At 72.9% G+C, this 16,656-nt stretch carries 15 protein-coding genes; 8 read left to right on the forward strand and 7 right to left on the reverse strand.

Annotated features, from left to right (window positions below; all coding sequences use genetic code 11):
• The 3 genes from MKK55_RS11330 to MKK55_RS11340 form a co-directional block, all read right to left on the reverse strand.
• Nucleotides 1-489 (reverse strand): transglutaminase-like cysteine peptidase (locus tag MKK55_RS11330; RefSeq protein ID WP_243934758.1); only part of this gene is annotated, 489 nt, incomplete at its 3' end.
• A gap of 402 nt (nucleotides 490-891) precedes the next feature.
• Nucleotides 892-1,518: a PilZ domain-containing protein gene (locus MKK55_RS11335; RefSeq protein ID WP_243934760.1), complete on the reverse strand. Its 627-nt coding sequence runs from the start codon at nucleotides 1,516-1,518 to the stop codon at nucleotides 892-894.
• Nucleotides 1,519-1,609: 91 nt separating this feature from the next.
• Nucleotides 1,610-2,260 carry a PAS domain-containing protein gene (locus tag MKK55_RS11340; protein WP_147728269.1) on the reverse strand — a complete coding sequence of 217 codons (651 nt, stop codon included), beginning with the start codon at nucleotides 2,258-2,260 and terminating at the stop codon, nucleotides 1,610-1,612.
• A 470-nt stretch (nucleotides 2,261-2,730) separates the two neighbouring features.
• Here MKK55_RS11340 and MKK55_RS11345 point away from each other — a divergent pair, with 470 nt between their 5' ends.
• Nucleotides 2,731-3,552, forward strand: a complete 822-nt coding sequence (locus MKK55_RS11345) for a rhomboid family intramembrane serine protease (protein WP_147842281.1) — start codon at nucleotides 2,731-2,733, stop codon at nucleotides 3,550-3,552.
• 230 nt (nucleotides 3,553-3,782) lie between these two features.
• Nucleotides 3,783-4,214 (forward strand): CBS domain-containing protein, encoded by a 432-nt coding sequence (locus tag MKK55_RS11350; RefSeq protein ID WP_147728267.1) that lies wholly within the window; start codon nucleotides 3,783-3,785, stop codon nucleotides 4,212-4,214.
• An 18-nt stretch (nucleotides 4,215-4,232) separates the two neighbouring features.
• On the opposite strand, the gene MKK55_RS11355 is transcribed toward MKK55_RS11350, so the two are convergent.
• The 4 genes from MKK55_RS11355 to folE all read right to left on the reverse strand — a co-directional run bounded on the left by MKK55_RS11355 (nucleotide 4,233) and on the right by folE (nucleotide 8,178).
• Entirely contained in the window at nucleotides 4,233-5,804 is a 1,572-nt protein-coding gene (locus MKK55_RS11355) for an alkaline phosphatase D family protein (RefSeq protein ID WP_243934762.1), read from the reverse strand.
• Between the two features lie 87 nt (nucleotides 5,805-5,891).
• Complete coding sequence (locus tag MKK55_RS11360) at nucleotides 5,892-6,884, reverse strand: patatin-like phospholipase family protein (protein ID WP_147860190.1); 993 nt, start codon at nucleotides 6,882-6,884, stop codon at nucleotides 5,892-5,894.
• Nucleotides 6,881-7,291, reverse strand: coding sequence for a phosphoribosyl-AMP cyclohydrolase (gene hisI, locus MKK55_RS11365; protein ID WP_147728538.1), 411 nt, complete (start codon nucleotides 7,289-7,291; stop codon nucleotides 6,881-6,883). Before hisI ends, MKK55_RS11360 begins: the two co-directional genes overlap by 4 nt.
• A 32-nt stretch (nucleotides 7,292-7,323) precedes the next feature.
• The gene (folE, locus tag MKK55_RS11370; protein ID WP_147842278.1) at nucleotides 7,324-8,178 is read right to left on the reverse strand and encodes a GTP cyclohydrolase I FolE; all 855 of its coding nucleotides are present in this window, start codon (nucleotides 8,176-8,178) and stop codon (nucleotides 7,324-7,326) included.
• Between the two features lie 258 nt (nucleotides 8,179-8,436).
• Between folE and MKK55_RS11375 the strand changes: the two genes are divergently transcribed.
• From MKK55_RS11375 to MKK55_RS11400, 6 genes are all read left to right on the forward strand, one after another.
• The gene (locus MKK55_RS11375) at nucleotides 8,437-8,883 is read left to right on the forward strand and encodes an iron-sulfur cluster assembly scaffold protein (protein ID WP_243934763.1); all 447 of its coding nucleotides are present in this window, start codon (nucleotides 8,437-8,439) and stop codon (nucleotides 8,881-8,883) included.
• Between the two features lie 4 nt (nucleotides 8,884-8,887).
• Nucleotides 8,888-9,244: a membrane protein insertion efficiency factor YidD gene (gene yidD / locus MKK55_RS11380; RefSeq protein WP_147728535.1), complete on the forward strand. Its 357-nt coding sequence runs from the start codon at nucleotides 8,888-8,890 to the stop codon at nucleotides 9,242-9,244.
• A gap of 145 nt (nucleotides 9,245-9,389) precedes the next feature.
• The gene (locus MKK55_RS11385) at nucleotides 9,390-10,391 is read left to right on the forward strand and encodes an AAA family ATPase (RefSeq protein WP_147728534.1); all 1,002 of its coding nucleotides are present in this window, start codon (nucleotides 9,390-9,392) and stop codon (nucleotides 10,389-10,391) included.
• Between the two features lie 3 nt (nucleotides 10,392-10,394).
• Nucleotides 10,395-11,309 carry a DUF58 domain-containing protein gene (locus tag MKK55_RS11390; protein ID WP_243934764.1) on the forward strand — a complete coding sequence of 305 codons (915 nt, stop codon included), beginning with the start codon at nucleotides 10,395-10,397 and terminating at the stop codon, nucleotides 11,307-11,309.
• A gap of 9 nt (nucleotides 11,310-11,318) precedes the next feature.
• Nucleotides 11,319-14,144, forward strand: coding sequence for a DUF4159 domain-containing protein (locus tag MKK55_RS11395; protein ID WP_243934765.1), 2,826 nt, complete (start codon nucleotides 11,319-11,321; stop codon nucleotides 14,142-14,144).
• A 205-nt stretch (nucleotides 14,145-14,349) separates the two neighbouring features.
• On the forward strand, nucleotides 14,350-16,431 hold the full coding sequence (locus MKK55_RS11400; protein ID WP_243934766.1) for a hypothetical protein: 2,082 nt from the start codon (nucleotides 14,350-14,352) through the stop codon (nucleotides 16,429-16,431).
• Nucleotides 16,432-16,656: the final 225 nt, after the last annotated feature.

Below are 16,656 nucleotides of genomic sequence, written 5' to 3' on the forward strand. Positions count from 1 at the left end.
CAGGGTGAGCACGGCGTGGCCCTCGCCCTTCTCGTCGATGACCACGGTCATCCGCATGGCGCGGCGCGGCAGGCCGGCCTTGGCCAGCAGGCTGCGCTTGAGCAGCTGAAAATCCTCGCAATCGCCCGAGCCGTCCTCGGCTAGGTCCCAATGGTCGGGAACGCTGAGGTGGTCCATGTCGGTCACCGGCGTCACCGTAGCGTTGACCCGGCGGTTGACGGCCTGGATCGTGTTCCAGATCGCCGGGGTCATGGCGATGCGAGCGGGCTCGGCGGGGTTGACCGCGCACTCGGCCGGGTAGCCCTGGCAGAAGGCGACCCAGGCGAGGATCGGCTTGGCGACGCCGACCGGCGCGGCGGCGATGGTGGGGGCGGGCAGCGAGGCCAGGGTCTGCGCCGCGACCGGGGCGACGGAGGGGGCGAGAAGCGCGAACAGCCCGAGGCCGAGCGCCCGGATCACCGTCCCCTTGCTGCTGAACACCCGGCCCATCGCCACAACCCTCCGTCGATGGAGGCAGGATGGGGCCGCTCGCCCTCCGCGGCGCTGAAGCCGATCCGCGCAATTTTATCGATTCCCCGGCGCGACCGGACCGGCTCGCAACAGCCCGAACCGGACGCTGTGCCGACGCCGCGGATTGTCGGCATCGCGTTGAGGATCGGGAAACCTTGTGCCGCCGGATCGCGACCGCCCGATGTCGCAGCCGCACGCCGATGGCGAATCGGAGCGAACGCCGCGGGCGTGAGTCGGCCCCTCGCAGCGCTGGCCGGTGTCGGGTCGGGTCGGTGGCGCGCCTGCGATGACGGCATCGCTCGGGATCGGCCGATCGCGCGACGCGACGCGCGTGCCGGTCGCCGGCGATGGCGGCTGTCCGAGGTCTCGGGCGCGCGGCGTCTACAGCGTCATGCCGTCGTGGAAGCGATCGGGGGAGAGCGGCAGCATGAACTGGACGCCGAACCCGCCCTCGAAATAGCGCACGAGCTTCCCCGGCGTGCTGCCGATCGTGACAGTCGCGCCGAGCGGGGGAACGTTCAGGCTGGCCAGGGCCACGCCCGACATCGAGATGTCGATGACCCGCGCCTTGATCTCGCGCCCGCTCTCCAGACGCACGATCACCGCCGGCTGCTTGGGCACGACGCGCTCGTGGGTCCGGCCTTCCGGCAGGCCGAGGATCTCGCGGTTGGCGAGCCAGGTGAGCTGCGAGGCGATCTTGTCGCGCTTGCGCGGCGTCGCCGAAAGCTGCACGGCTAATCCCCCCGGCGGATGCCGGGCGATGACGCCCTCGATCCGGCCGATATGCTCGAGGTACAGCACCACGCGCTCGCCGAGCTCGCCCACGACCGCGCAGGTCAGGCGGACCCCGCCGGGCGACATGTCGACAGTCTGGCACGGGTATTCGCGGCGATCCGACAGCATGTAGCGACCTAGCAGCGCCACCGGCACGCGCTGGTGGCGGCGCAGATCGGAGGCCTGCGCGAGGCGCAACGTGGTCGTTCCCACTGGTGTCTGCGCCGTGTTCATTCCGAAGCCGGCTTGATCCGTTGGTGATCGGACTCAAAACCTAACGCGGTCTCGTTACGAAACCCTTTTTTTCGGATGACGCAATCTCAGGTCAGATTCGGCCGCCGCGGTGGACCAGGAGATGGCCGCGACGGAAGGGGCTGCCGTCGTTGGCCGGCGGGGGGAGGGCACCGAACGAGCCGGCCTCCGAGGCGAGGATCGCGAGGCCGGCATCGCCGTCGGCCGAATCACCCCGAAACAGCCCGGCCTCGGGCCGGTTCAGCACCCGGAGCGAGAGCGTGTCGAGGCGGACGAGCGGCCGCAGGCCGAGCCAGGCCGGCGGGCTCACCGGGCTCAGGGTGCCGAGCGCCCGCGCCTGGGTGCGCCCGCGGTGGCGCAGCGGCAGGAGCAGGAACTCGAGGTCGATCGCCTCGCCGGCGCTGTTGGTGCCGCGCAGCCCCGCGACGACGCCGAGCGCGTCGTGCGCCACGATCTCGACCATCCGCCAGGGGTCGGCGGGCGCCGTGCCCCAGAGATCGGACAGGTGCGAGGCACGCAGCTCCCGCCCGAACAGGGCGCAGACCCGGGTGCCGGCGAGCCGGAGGGTCGCGGTCCGGTGCGGCATGTCGATCTCGAGGATCAGGCTGTCGGCCAACAGGTGGCGGATCTCTCCCGGCTCGATCTCGGCGCGCTCCGGCGCACAGCGCTGGCCGCGGATCCGATCCCAGTAGCTGTGGAGCATGCGGCTCGTCGGATGCTTCATGAGTGTCCCGGAACGATGCACGGCGGCGTGACGATGGGAGCCGCTTCGGAACACCTGCGATCAGGCGCGATGCATCCGGCGGCAGTTCGAGACCCACGGCGCACAGCCTATGCCCGCGGCCGCGGCCAAGCTCGCGCAACCCTTCGTTAAGGTTAAGAAGAGGTTGACGTTGCGTGACGCGCGCCACCGCACGACAGTAATCACGACAGCGTGACGGCTCGGGTTCGCCCCGCGCCGGCCACGCCTCCGGGTCGCCTTTGCGAGGGGCACGGAGGGATCGGGCGCTCGGCGCCCCGCCGTCTCCTGGTCCGGACGGCGCCCGAACCCGATGCGGGCTCGGAGATCCTTCGCTTCAGGGAGGGGGTCCATCACCGGGCCGCCTCCCTTTTTTTGTTCGCCGACCGGCATTCCGGCCGCCGCCGTCGCCGCAGGCCCTTGCCCCGCGGGCCGCCGCGCCGACATGTGGCGCCATGGATGCCTCGCCCGATCTGCCGCGCCAGGGCCGCGTGCCCGTCTTTAACATGCCGGGCGTGGTCACCGTCTCGATCGGCCTCCTGCTCGCGATCCACGCGGTCCGCGAGATCCTGCTGCCGGACAGCTGGGACATCCGCCTGGTCCTCGACCTCGCGCTGGTGCCGTCCCGCTGGACGACGTGGCTCGACCCGGCCCAGGCCGACGCGGTGATGCGGGCGGCGAGCGAGGTCGGCGACGCCCAGTTCGCGGCCGCGCGCGAGGCCTTCGCCCGCTACGTGCTGACCGATCCCGGCCCGTACCTGTGGAGCTTCGCGACCTACGGCCTGCTGCACGGCTCGTGGATGCATGTGATCTTCAACACCGTCTGGCTCGCCGCCTTCGGCTCGCCGGTAGCGCGGCGCTGCGGTGCCTGGCGCTACGGCCTGATCGGGCTCGCCGGGACGGTCGCCGGCGGCGCGCTGCACGTGGCGATCGACCCGCTGAGCACCGCACCGCTGATCGGCGCCTCGGCCGGCGTGTCGGCGCTGATGGCGGCCGCCGCCCGCTTCGTGTTCCAGCCGCCGCTGGCGGGCTACGGCACCCAGCCCTGGCAGCTGCCGCCCCGGCGGCCGGTCGAGACGGTGCCGGAGCTCCTGCGCAACCGCACCGCGGTGACCTTCCTGGTGATCTGGATGGCGACGAACCTGCTGTTCGGCCTAATCAGCCTGCCGCTCGGCGCCGAGAGCGCCGCCGTCGCGTGGGACGCGCATCTGGGCGGCTTCGTCGTCGGCTTCCTGATGTTTCCGTTCGTCGATCCGCGGGAACCGGTCGCGCAATAGTCCCGGTGCGGGCGGGCACGACTGTTTCGCTGCCGGTCTCGGCCGGCGAGATCAGCATTGGCGTAGCGAACGGACCCCCGAGACGGTCGTGCCCGGCCTTGCCATGACGCGGCATCCGCCACACACTCGCGCGGAGCGCAGGCGCGATCCGGGATCAACCCGGGCACGTCGCGGTCGGCGCGCACCGTGGCTGACGGCGCGCGCGGCTTCACCTCCTGGGAGGGATCTTCATGACCATCGCACGCATCCTCGCCGAGAAGGGCGGGGACATCGTCACCATCACCCCCGAGCGGACCCTCGACGAGGCGATCCACCTGCTGGCCGAGAAGCGGATCGGCGCCCTCGTGGTCACCCACGGCGACGGGTCGGTCGCCGGCATCATCTCCGAGCGCGACATCATGCGGGCGCTGGCCAAGCTCGGCGGCGGCGCCTTCGATGCGCCGGTCTCCGCGCACATGACCGCCGAGGTCGTCACCTGCAAGCGCGCCACGACGGTGGAGGACGTGATGCAGCTGATGACCGACGGGCGCTTCCGCCACGTCCCGGTCTGCGAGGACGGCCGCCTGGTCGGCCTCATCTCCATCGGCGACGTGGTTAAGCGCCGGATCGCGGCGGTCGAGGCCGAGCATCAGGCGATGCGCGACTACATCACGATGGCCTGAGGCCGGATCGGGCCGCGTTCATCCGCGGGCGGGGTCGAGGGTGACGTGCCAGAGGTCGGCATCGGCCGCGTCCTTCAGCGTCACCGTCATCTGCTCCGTCCGCCCGTCGACGGCGACGTGGCCGAAGAACTGGTAGCCCGCCGCCGGCGACAGGTTCGCCTGTCCCTCCGGCGGCGCCTTCACGAAGCGCAGCTGCGGCCCGAACGTGTCGTCGAGCTTGTTCGGGCCGAACGTGCCCGCGTGCAGCGGGCCGGAGACGAACTCCCAGAACGGCTCGAACTCCTGGAAGCGGGCCTTGTTCGGATCGTAATGGTGCGCCGCCGTGTAATGCACGTCGGCGGTGAGCCACACCGTGTTGCGGATGTTCGCCGTCTTGATGAACCGCAGCAGGTCGGCGATCTCGAGCTCGCGCCCGAGCGGCGGCCCGTCGCCCTGCGCCACCGCCTCCGACCCGAAGCTCCGCTCGGGATCGTAGGTGACGACGAGCCCCAGCGGCATGTCGGCGGCGATCACCTTCCAGGTGGCGCGCGACTCCGCCAGCGCTCGCTTGAGCCAGGCGAGCTGCACCGGCCCGAGGAAGTACGAGTCCGGACCGTAGCGGGTCTCGCGGTTCTCGCCGTTCGGCCCGCGATACGAGCGCATGTCGAGCATGAACACGTCGACGAGGGGGCCGTAGGCGATCTTGCGGTAGACGCGGCCCGGCTCGGCCGGCTCGAAGCGCATCGGCATGTATTCGTGGAAGGCGCGGGACGCCCGCACCTCGAGGGCCCGCACGTTCGGGTCGGCGTACGTCTTCCTAAGGTGCTCGGCGCGGGTCAGCGGCTCGCCGGGCCACCAGTTGTTGGTGACCTCGTGGTCGTCCCACTGCGCCAGGATCGGCACGGCCGCGTTCATCGCCAACACGTTCGCGTCCGTCAGGTTGTACTTGTAGCGACCGCGGAACTCGGCGAGCGTCTCGGCCGGCTTCGCCACCGCCTCGGTGACGCGGTTGCGCCAGAGGGTGCCGTCCGGCAGCGTCACCTCGGCTGCGATCGGCCCGTCGGCGTAGATCGTGTCGCCGGAATGCAGGAAGAAGTCCGGGCGGTTGCCCAACATCGCTTTGTAGATCGTCATGCCGCCGCGGGCCTCGTCGATGCCCCAGCCCTGGCCCGCCGTGTCGCCGGACCAGCAGAACGAGACCGAGCGGCGGTCGGCCGGCGCGGTGCGGAAACGGCCGACCTGGGCCGGCCCGCGGATCGTCGGGGCGGCCAGGTCTTCCAGACGGATCCGGTAGAGGATGTCCTGTCCCGGCGGCAGATCGGTGAGCGCGACCTTCACGGTGCCGTCGGTTTCCGGCAGCGCGTCGGCGACCGTGCCGCCGCGGATCTCGGAAAAGCTCTCGGTGGTGGACCATTCGACGATCGCGCGGCACGGCCGGTCGGCACGCGCCCAGACGATCGCGGAGTCGGAGCCGACGTCGCCCGATTGCAGCCCGTGGGTGAGGATCGGCCGGTCGGCGGCGCGGCTGAGGCCCGGCCTGGCGAGGCCGGAGGCGAGCCCGACGAGCCCGGCCCCGCCGGTCAGCAGGAGTTGGCGGCGGCTGGACACCATCGGGTCGGCTCCTTGCGGCGGGCGGGCACGGTGCCGATCCCCGACGTGAGGCCGCATCGCAGGCCGACACGACAGTTGCGTGACGTATCAGGCCCGCGCGGCCGCGGCCTGCACCATCGCCCGGATGCGGGGCAGGGCGGCCCGCGTCGCCGCATGGCCGGCGGCGATCCCCTCGGCCGCCCGGTGGAATTCGAACTGGCCCATGGCGGCGAGATCGGGCCCGATCGCGCAATCGGGCGGGTCCCGCTCGAGGCGCGCGCGGGAGATGCGGTCCTGCGTGATGTTGAACGCATCGAACATCACCCGGCCGATGCCGGGCCCGGACGGCGCGACCCGGCGGTTGCGCAGGCCGGCGAGCAGGTTCCAGCGGCGTGCGCCGACGGCGGTGACGACCTGCTCGACCGGATCGACCGCCTCGGGCTCGATCACGCCGCCCCGCAGCCGCGGATCGCAGGCGAGGTTCACGCCGATGACGAGGTCGGCGCCCATCGCGCGGGCCAACGTCACCGGCACAGGGTTGACCAGCGTCCCGTCCATCAGCAGGCGCCCGTCGCGCTCCACCGGCGCGAACAGCCCGGGCAGCGCGTAGGAGGCGCGCAAGGCTTCGATCAGCGACCCGCGGGTGAGCCAGACCTCATGCCCGGTGCCGAGCTCGGTGGCGACCGAGGCGAAACCCACGGGCAGGTCGTCGACGAGGCGGTCGCCGAGGTCGCGCACCAGCCGCCGGCGAAGGCGGTCGCCGCCGATCAGGCCGGAGCCCGACAGGCGCGGGTCGAGGAGGCCGAGCACCCGGCGGCGGGTGAGGGAGAGCGCGAACTCGGCCAGCGCGTCGAGCTTGCCCGCCGCGAAGCAGCCGCCGACCACGGCGCCGATCGAGCAGCCGGCGACGACCGCCGGATGGATGCCGGCCTCGTCGAGGGCGCGGATCACGCCGATATGCGCCCAGCCCCGCGCCGCACCGCCGCCGAGCGCCAGCCCGATCCGCGGTTCCCAGGGCGCCGCGTCACGGGTCGGCTCGACGGTTCCGGGGGCGATCGCGGCGGGTGCGGCGTGCCGCAGCAGGGCGTGCGCGCCGCTCATGCGCCGGCGGGATGCAGAACCGCGCGGCCGTCGGGATCGAGGGTGACGCCGCGGTAGAAGCACGCCCGGCGCCCGGTGTGGCAGCAGCCGCCGTCGCCGCCGACCGCGACGGTGATCAGCAGCGCGTCCTGGTCGCAATCGGTGCGCATCTCGACGACGCGCTGGATCTGCCCCGAGGTCGCGCCCTTGTGCCAGAGCTCGCGGCGCGAGCGCGACCAGTACCAGGCCTCGCCGGTCTCCAGCGTGCGCTGCAGGGATTCGGCGTTCATGTGCGCCAGCATCAGCACGCGGCCGTCCTGCGCGTCGACGGCGATGCAGGCCACGAGCCCGTCGCGGTCGAAGCGCGGGGTGAAGGCCGTGCCTTCCTCGACCTCGGCACGGCTACCGGGCGGATCGAACGGGACCATGGACGACCATCTCCGCGCGGAGCGCCTGAACCTTACGCCTTCCCGCCGCGGACCAGCGTCAGGAACCGCACCTGCTCGCTGGCGTCCTCGCGGAAGGCGCCGCGGAACTGGGTGGTGATGGTCGAGACGCCCGCCTTCTGCACGCCGCGCATCGCCATGCAGAGATGCTCGGCCTCGACCAGGACGGCGACGCCGCGGGGCTTGAGGATGCTCTCGATCACGTCGGCGATCTGCGCTGTCATCGTCTCCTGCGTCTGCAGGCGGCGAGCGAAGGTGTCGACGACGCGGGCGAGCTTCGACAGGCCGACGACGCCCTTGGTCGGATAGTAGGCGATGTGCGCCAGCCCCATGAACGGCACCATGTGGTGCTCGCAATGGGAGTAGAACGGGATGTCGCGCACCAGCACGATGTCGGAATAGCCCTCGACCTCCTCGAACACCCGCTCGAGCAGGGCGTCGGCGTCGACGTCGTAGCCGCCGAAGAGCTGGCCGTAGGCCTTGACCACGCGGGCCGGGGTGTCGAGCAGCCCCTCGCGGTTCGGGTCGTCGCCGGCCCAGCGCAGGAGCGTGCGCACGGCGGCCTCGGCCTCCTCGCGGCTCGGGCGCGCCAGCGCGATGCCCTCTGGCACGCGCGTCGCGGATGCGGGCTTTCTGGCAATGTCCTTCGTGGCGTCCTCCGCAACCTCCAGCGCGGCCGTCTCGGCACGGCGCTCGGCGAGGCTCGCCACCACGCGATCGTTGTCGTTGCGCATGACGCTCAAGCTCGGCTCGGCCTCGGGAACGGGCCGGCTGGCGCCGTAGGACAGGGATTTGAGCGCGGCATCCATGGCATCTCCAGCCCGCGCCACACGGGCCTTCATCGTGGTACTGTCCGGCTTGGCATACATGCGGTCGAACCGTCTCGGAGCCCGGAAGGCTCCGGGCCGGCGCCCCGGTTGTTACGGTGTCCGTGGCCGTGGGCGCGACCCTGGTCGACGAGCCGCCTCCTCGCGAAACGGCGTCACGCGGCCTATATCGTCGTTCTTGCACGATCGCGCAATGCACGGCGCGCGGGGCAGGCCCGGACCGTCCGGGGACGAAGCGCGGCGATCGCACGGATCGACCGCGCGACGATCGAAACCGAGGACAAGGATCGGCAGGCGCCCATGCTCGACGACATCTACAACCGGCGCATCCTCGAACTCGCCGCCGACATCCCGCGGCTCGGCCGGCTTCCCGCGCCGGACGCCAGCGCGACGGCGCATTCGAGGCTCTGCGGCTCGACGGTGACCGTCGACCTCGTGCTCGGCCCCGACGGGACGGTGGCCGATTTCGCCCACGACGTGAAGGCCTGCGCGCTCGGCCAGGCCTCGTCCTCGCTGATGGGGCGGCACGTGGTCGGCTCCAGCCCCGACGAGCTCCGGGCGGTGCGCGAGACCATGCGCGCGATGCTGAAGGCGAACGGCCCGGCTCCGGAAGGCCGTTGGGCCGACCTCTCCGTGCTGGAGCCGGTGCGCGAGTTCAAGGCGCGCCACGCCTCGACCCTGCTGACCTTCGACGCGGTGGTGGACGCCCTCGACCGGATCGAGGCCGGCAAGCAGGCCGCCGCCTGACGCGATGCTGCGGCGGGCCGCCCACGTCGCGATCCGCGGCTACCAGCTCACACTGTCGGGCCTCGTCGGCCGTCAGTGCCGGCACTGGCCGAGCTGCTCGGACTACGCCGACGCGGCGATCGCCCGGCACGGGCTCTGGCCCGGCGCCTGGATGGGGTTTTCGCGGATCTGCCGCTGCGGCCCCTTCGGCACCCACGGCATCGACCTCGTGCCCGACGCGTTGCCGCCGCGGGCGCGCTGGTTCCTGCCCTGGCGCTACGCGCGCTGGCGCGGGGTGAACGCGCCGGAAAACCCGTTTTCCTGCGATGCGGTCGAGGCCTCGGACGGACTGGCCCGGGTGGCGGCACCAGACCGCGGCTGAAGCGCCGCGGGCCGCGCCCGGCGAACCTGCGGCGATGCCGGCCTTGCCAGCCGGTCACGAACCGCCGCACACTCCGAGCCCAGAACGACGCCAGCGTCGCCCCCCGGCCGCAAGGCCCGACAATCGAGACGGAAACCCCATCGGCATGAGTCAGGGCTCGTCCGCCACCTCCCTCGACGACGGCATCGTCGCCACCGCCGAAAGCTGCCTCGCTTCCGTGGGCCAAGCGCGGGAGGCGATCCACGGGGTGATCTTCGGGCAGGAGAAGGTCGTCGACCTCGCCCTCGTCACGATCCTGGCCGGCGGCCACGGCCTCCTCGTCGGGCTGCCGGGCCTGGCCAAGACCAAGCTCGTCGAGACGCTGGGCACGGTGCTCGGCCTCGACGCCCGCCGGGTGCAGTTCACGCCCGACCTGATGCCGTCCGACATCCTCGGCACCGAGATCCTGGACGAGGATGCCGACCGGCGCCGGTCGTTCCGCTTCGTCAAGGGCCCGGTCTTCACCCAGCTCCTGATGGCCGACGAGATCAACCGGGCGAGCCCGCGCACGCAGTCGGCGCTGCTGCAGGCGATGCAGGAGAACTTCGTCTCGGTGGCCGGCGAGCGCCACGACCTGCCGCGGCCGTTCCACGTGCTGGCCACCCAGAACCCGATCGAGCAGGAGGGCACCTATCCGCTGCCCGAGGCGCAGCTCGACCGGTTCCTTCTGGAGATCGACGTCGGCTATCCCGACCGCGCCGCCGAGCGCCGCATCCTGATCGAGACGACCGGCATCGCCGACCAGGGCGCCAAGGCGGTGATGTCGACCGACGCGCTGCTGACCGCGCAGCGCCTCGTGCGCCGCCTGCCGGTGGGCGAGGCGGTGGTCGACGCGATCCTCGACCTCGTCCGCTCGGCCCGCCCCGACAGCGGCGATCCGCTGGTGAAGGGCAAGCTGATGTGGGGGCCGGGCCCCCGCGCCAGCCAGGCCCTGACCCTGGCGGCGCGTGCCCGCGCGCTGATCGAGGGCCGCGTCGCTCCCTCGATCGCCGACGTGAAGGCTTTGGCCGAGCCGGTCCTGAAGCACCGCATGGCGCTGAGCTACGCCGCGCGCGCCGACGGCGATACCGTCGAGGGGCTGATCGCCAAGCTCGCCGAGAAGCTCTAGCGCGTGGCGGCCGCCCGCGCCCTCGAAGCGATCCCGCGCGTCCCGGGCCGGCGGGAGAACGAGGGCGCGGTGGCGCTCTCCGACCGCATGCCGCGGCTCGTGCTGGAAGCCCGCCGCGTCTCGTCGATGCTGGCGCACGGGCTGCACGGCCGTCGCCGCGCCGGGCCCGGCGAGAGCTTCTGGCAGTTCCGGCCCTTCGTGAACGGCGAGGCGGCGGCGCGGATCGACTGGCGCCGCTCGGCCCGCGACGACCGGCTCTACGTGCGCGAGCGCGAGTGGGAGGCCGCCCACAACATCTGGGTCTGGATCGACCGCTCCGCCTCGATGGGCTTCGCGTCCGATCTCGCGCAGGCCGCGAAGGTCGAGCGCGCGCTCGTCCTCGGGCTGGCGCTCGCCGACGCCTTCGTCGACGGCGGCGAGCGGGTCGGGCTGCTGGGCCTCACCCGCGCGACCGCATCGCGGAAGATCGTGGAGGCGATGGCGCAGGCGCTCGTCGCGGACGTGCCCGGCCTGACCCAGGACCTTCCGCCCCGCGCGGCCCCCGCCCGCTTCGACGAGGTGATCCTGATCAGCGACTTCCTCACCCCCCTCGACCGCGTCGCCGCGGCCGTCCAGGAAATCGCCGGCCGCGGCAGCCGCGGCCACCTCGTCGTCGTCGCCGACCCGATCGAGGAGACGTTTCCGTTCGCGGGACAGGCGGTGCTGCACGACCTCGAATCCGGGTTCTCGCTCGACGTCGGCGACGCCGCCGCCTGGGGCGACGCCTATCGCGGGCGCATCCGGGCGCACTGGGCCGGCCTGTCCGAGATCGCCCGCGGCATCGGCTGGACGCTGACCCTGCACCGCACCGACCGCCCCGCGAGCGAGGCGGCGCTTCGCCTCGCGACCCTGGTCGCCGCCGCCCGCGGCACGGGCTAGGAGGGCGTCGTGCTCGGATTGACCTTCGCCGCCCCCTTCGCGCTCGCCGCGCTGATCGGCCTGCCCGCCCTGTGGCTGCTGCTGCGGGTGACGCCGCCGCGCCCCCGCCGGATCGATTTCCCGCCGCTCAAGCTCGTCGCCGACTTGGCTGCGCAGCGCCAGACGCCGGCGCGGACGCCGCCCTGGCTGCTGATCCTGCGCCTGCTCGCTGCCGCCGCCCTGATCCTCGCCGTCTCCGGCCCGGTCTGGAACCCGAGCGGCGTCGGCGCCGGCGGCGGACGCAAGGCGCTGCTGGTGATGGTCGACAACGGCGTCTCCGCCGCCCACGACTGGCGCGACCGGATGCGGGTCGCGACCGATGCCGTCGAGGGCGCTGCCCGCGACGGCCGCCCCGTCGCCGTGGATGGGCTGGCGGACGCAGCCGCCGCGATCGAGGCGCGGACGCCCGCGGCCAGCCTGGAGCGGCTGCGCGCGCTGGCGCCGCGCCCGCACCTGGCCGACCGGGACGCGCATCTCCAGGTCCTGGCCGGCTTCCTCGAGCGCAATGCCGGCGCGGGCATCGTCTGGATCAGCGACGGCGTCGCCGGCATCGAGCCCGCCGGCTTCCCCGGCCGTCTCGCCGAGCTCGTCGCGTCGTCGGGCGCCGCCCTGACGATCCTGCGCGCCGAGACGCCGCCGGCCCTGGCGCTGACCGCGTCCGAGACCGGGGGCAAGCTCACGGCCCGGGTGCTGCGCGCCGCCGCCAACGGCCGCGACGCCGGCCTGGTGCGGGCGCTCGACCCGAAGGGCCTGCCGCTCGCCGAGCACGACTTCGCCCTCGCAGCCGACGCCACCGATACCGAAATCGCCTTCGACATGCCGATCGAGCTGCGCAACGGCGTCAGCCGCATCGAGATCGCGGGCGAGCGCTCGGCCGGCGCCGTCACGCTGGTGGACGAGCGCGGCAAGCGCCGCCGCGTCGGCCTCGTCTTCGGCGGCACCAACGACCAGGCGCAGCCGCTGCTGGCGCCGACCTACTATCTCTCCCGCGCGCTGCAGCCCTTCGCCGACGTTCAGGAGGCGCGCGGCGCCAAGGGCATCGCCGACCAGGTCGGGCAGCTGCTCGACAACCAGGTGACGGTGCTGGTGCTCGCAGACGTCGGCGCCATGGACGACCGCACCGCGGCCCGCGTGCAGACGTTCGTCGAGAATGGCGGCCTCCTGCTGCGCTTCGCCGGTCCGCGGCTCGCCGCCGGCAGCGATCCGCTGGTGCCGGTGCGCCTGCGCCGCGGCGGGCGGACGCTCGGCGGCACCCTCTCGTGGGACAGCCCGAAGACGCTGGCGCCGTTCGCGCCCGAGAGCCCGTTCGCGGGCCTGGCGCCGCTTGCCGACATCGGCGTGCGCCGCCAGATCCTGGCCGAGCCCGACGGCGACCTGCCCGGCCGCACCTGGGCCTCGCTGCAGGACGGAACGCCGATCGTCACCGCCGAGCATCGCGGGCAGGGGCTCGTGGTGCTGTTCCACGTCACCGCCGACACGACGTGGTCGAACCTGCCGCTGTCGGGCCTGTTCATAGACATGCTGCGCCGGGTGGTGGCGCTGGCAGGTTCCTCGGCCGCCCCCGCCGAGGGCGGCCCGCGCCCGGCCGCGGCGATCCTCGCCCCGCGGCTGGCGCTCGACGGCTTCGGCGCGCTCGGCACCCCGCCGGCCTCGGCCACCGCGGTGCCGGCCGACTACGCCGACCGCGCCTCGCCGGAGCACCCCCCGGGCTTCTACGGTCCCGCCGACGGCGGCACCGCGGTGAACGCCCTGCGGACCGAAGACCGCCTCAGGGCGCTCGACCTCGCGCCGCTGAACGGAGCCCGCACCGGGACGCTCGCCGGTGCCGAGACCCTGGACCTGCGCCCGAGCCTGTTCACGCTGGCGCTGCTGCTTCTGGTGCTCGACACGCTGGCCGGGCTCTGGCTAGGCGGCTTCCTCAACCGCGGCTCGGGCGGACTGGTCGGCCGCCTGCGCGGCCGCGCGGCGATGCTCGCGATGGCGGGTGTGCTCGTGCTCGGCGGCCTCGGCGCGCCGCCTGCGCGGGCGGAGGAGCCGCTGGCGAACCGCCCGAACGGCATCGAGTCGGCGCTGGTCACGCGGCTCGCCTACGTGGTCACAGGCGACGCTGCGGTCGACGAGGCGAGCCGGGCCGGCCTGACCGGCCTGACTCAGATGCTGGCCTCGCGGACCGCCCTGGAGCCGGGAGAGCCCGCCGGCCTCGACCCGGCCAAGGACGAGCTGGCGTTCTATCCGCTGATCTACTGGCCGATCGCGCCGGGCCGGCCCCAGCCCTCGGAAGCGACGATCCGGCGGGTCGATGCGTTCATGCGCAACGGCGGTACCGTCCTGTTCGACACCCGAGACGCGCTGACGGCGCGGGCCGGTGGGCCACCGACGCCGGAGGCCGCCTACCTGCGCAAGATGCTGGCGACGCTGGAGATCCCGGAGCTGGAGCCGGTGCCGTCCGACCACGTGCTGACGAAGGCGTTCTACCTCGTCGACAGCTTTCCCGGGCGCTATGCCACCGGCCAGACCTGGGTCGAGGCGCTGCCGCCGGCCGCCGAGGGCACCGAGCGCCGCCCGGCGCGGGCGGGGGACGGCGTCAGCCCGATCGTCATCACCGGCAACGACCTCGCCGCCGCCTGGGCGATCGACCGCCGCGGCGACCCGCTCTACCCGGTGGTCGGCGGCGACCAGCGCCAGCGCGAGATGGCGTTCCGCGGCGGCGTCAACATCGTGATGTACACGCTGACCGGCAACTACAAGGCGGACCAGGTCCACGTGCCGGCCCTGCTGGAGCGGCTGGGACAGTGAGATCTCTTCGCGTTCAGGCCAGCTCTTCTCCCTCCCCCCTTGGCGGGGGAGGGTACCCTGCGGAGCAGGGGGGGAGAGGGGAGCGACGGTGCCGGATACGGCGCTTCCCTCTCCCAACCCTCGCTGATGCGAGGCCCACCCTCCCCCGCAGAGGGGGGAGGGAGCATGCGCGGCGCGCGCGCCCAGGACACAAGGCTCTCACCCCATGCTGAGCCTCAGCTTCACGCCGCTGCTGCCCTGGCCGGTGCTCGCGGTGCTCGCCGTCGTCGTGATGCTGTTCGCGGTCCTCGCCTTCCTGGCGCGCGGCCGCACGGCGATCCTCCGGGCGCTGGCGCTCGGGCTGGTGCTCGCCGCCTTGGCCAACCCCGCGCTGGTGCGCGAGGATCGCGAGCCGGTGAAGGACATCGCCGCGGTGATCGTCGACCGGTCCGGGTCGCAGGCGCTCGGCGATCGGCCGGCGGTGACCGACCAGGTCCGGGCCGAGCTGCAGCGCCGCTTCGGTGCGCTGGCCAACATCGAGCCGCGCTTCATCGACGTGCCGGACGCCGCCGGCGACGACGGGACCAAGCTGTTCACCGCGCTCGGGCAGGCGCTCGCCGACGTGCCGCCGGAGCGGCTGGCCGGCGTCGTCATGCTCACCGACGGCGTGGTCCACGACATCCCGGCCTCGCTCGCCGCGCTCGGCATCAAGGCGCCGCTGCACGTGCTCGTCACCGGCCACCCGGACGAGCGCGACCGGCAGATCAAGCTGCTGGAGGCGCCGCGCTTCGGCATCGTCGGCAAGGACCTGACGATCCGGGCCGAGGTGATGGAGCGCGGCGGCACCGGCTCGGCCGTCGTCGCCCTGCGCCGCGACGGCGAGGAGATCGGGCGGCGCACCGTGCCGACGGACAAGCCCTTCGACCTCACCGTCAAGATCGAGCACGGCGGCCCGAACGTCGTCGAGATCGAGGTCGAGCCGTTGCCGGGCGAGCTGACCACGGTCAACAACCGCGCCGTGCTGCCGATCGAGGGGATCCGCGAGAAGCTGCGCGTGCTGCTGGTCTCCGGCGAGCCGCACCAGGGCGAGCGCACCTGGCGCAACCTGCTGAAGTCCGACGCCAACGTCGACCTGGTGCACTTCACCATCCTGCGCCCGCCGGAAAAGCAGGACGGCACGCCGATCTCCGAGCTGTCGCTGATCGCCTTCCCGACGCGCGAGCTGTTCGTCCAGAAGATCAAGGACTTCGACCTGATCATCTTCGATCGCTACGCCAACCAGAGCGTGCTGCCCTCGGCCTACTTCGACAACATCACCCGCTACGTCCGCGAGGGCGGCGCGCTGCTGATCGCGGCGGGCCCGGAATTCGCCGGCCCGGCGAGCCTCGCGCGCACCCGGCTCGCCGGCATCCTGCCGGGCGACCCGAACGGGCGGGTCGTCGAGCAGCCCTACAAGCCGACGGCGACGGCCACCGGCAACCGCCATCCGGTGACGCGGGCGCTGCCCGGGGGCGACGCCACGCCGCCGGCCTGGGGCGACTGGCTCCGCATCGTCGCGGCGCAGCCGCGGGCCGGCAACCAGCCGCTTCTGTCGGGCGCCGAGAACCTGCCGCTGCTCGCGCTCTCCCGCGAGGAGAAGGGCCGCGTCGCCTTGATGCTGTCCGATCACGCCTGGCTCTGGGCGCGCGGCTACCAGGACGGCGGCCCCTATCTCGACCTGCTGCGCCGCCTCGCGCACTGGCTGATGAAGGAGCCGGCGCTCGAGGAGGAAGCGCTGCGTGCGCAGATGACCGGGCGCGGCCGCGAGGTCCGCGTCGAGCGCCAGACCATGGCGGAGGCGACCGATCCGGTCACCGTCACGAGCCCGACCGGCAAGGTGAGCACCCTGACCCTGAAGCCCTCGGAGCCGGGACTGTTCGGCGCGACCTTCGAGGCGACCGAGCTCGGCCTGCACACCCTGCGCTCGGGCACGCTGGCCGCCTTCGTCAGCGTCGGCCCGCCGAACCCGCGCGAGCTCGCCGACGTGTTCAGCGATACCGAGCGCCTGAAGCCGGTGGCCGACGCCTCCGGCGGCTCGATCCGCCGGGTGGCGGACGCGTCGGGGGCCGTCGCGGTGCCCCGCCTCCAGAGCGTGCGCGGCGGCCGCCTCTCCGGCGCCGACTGGATCGGCTTCCGCCCGAGCGACAGCGCGGTGATCCGCGGCGTCGAGGTGTATCCCCTGGCGCTCGGGCTGGCAGCCCTGGCGCTGCTGGCCGCGGCCGTGCTGGCGATGTGGCTGGTGGAAGGCCGGCGCGGGCGGGCGGCGTAGGCGACGAGTTCTCGCGTCGATATCGAAGCATCAGCGCGTTTCCCTCCCCCCTCTGCGGGGGAGGGAAGAGGCGGTGGCTGTCAGCTCCAAGAGCGCCGTTTGGATTGACCATAGGTTGCGTGATGCGCCGTCAACCCGACTTCGCTAGGAAGCGGATGGCCACCGAAGGCGTGAGGAGTACGAGAGCAGCGAGCGTCGCAGCAATGACAGAAACGGACGAGTGAT

Source organism: Methylobacterium sp. J-059, assembly GCF_022829485.1.
Lineage (GTDB): Bacteria > Pseudomonadota > Alphaproteobacteria > Rhizobiales > Beijerinckiaceae > Methylobacterium.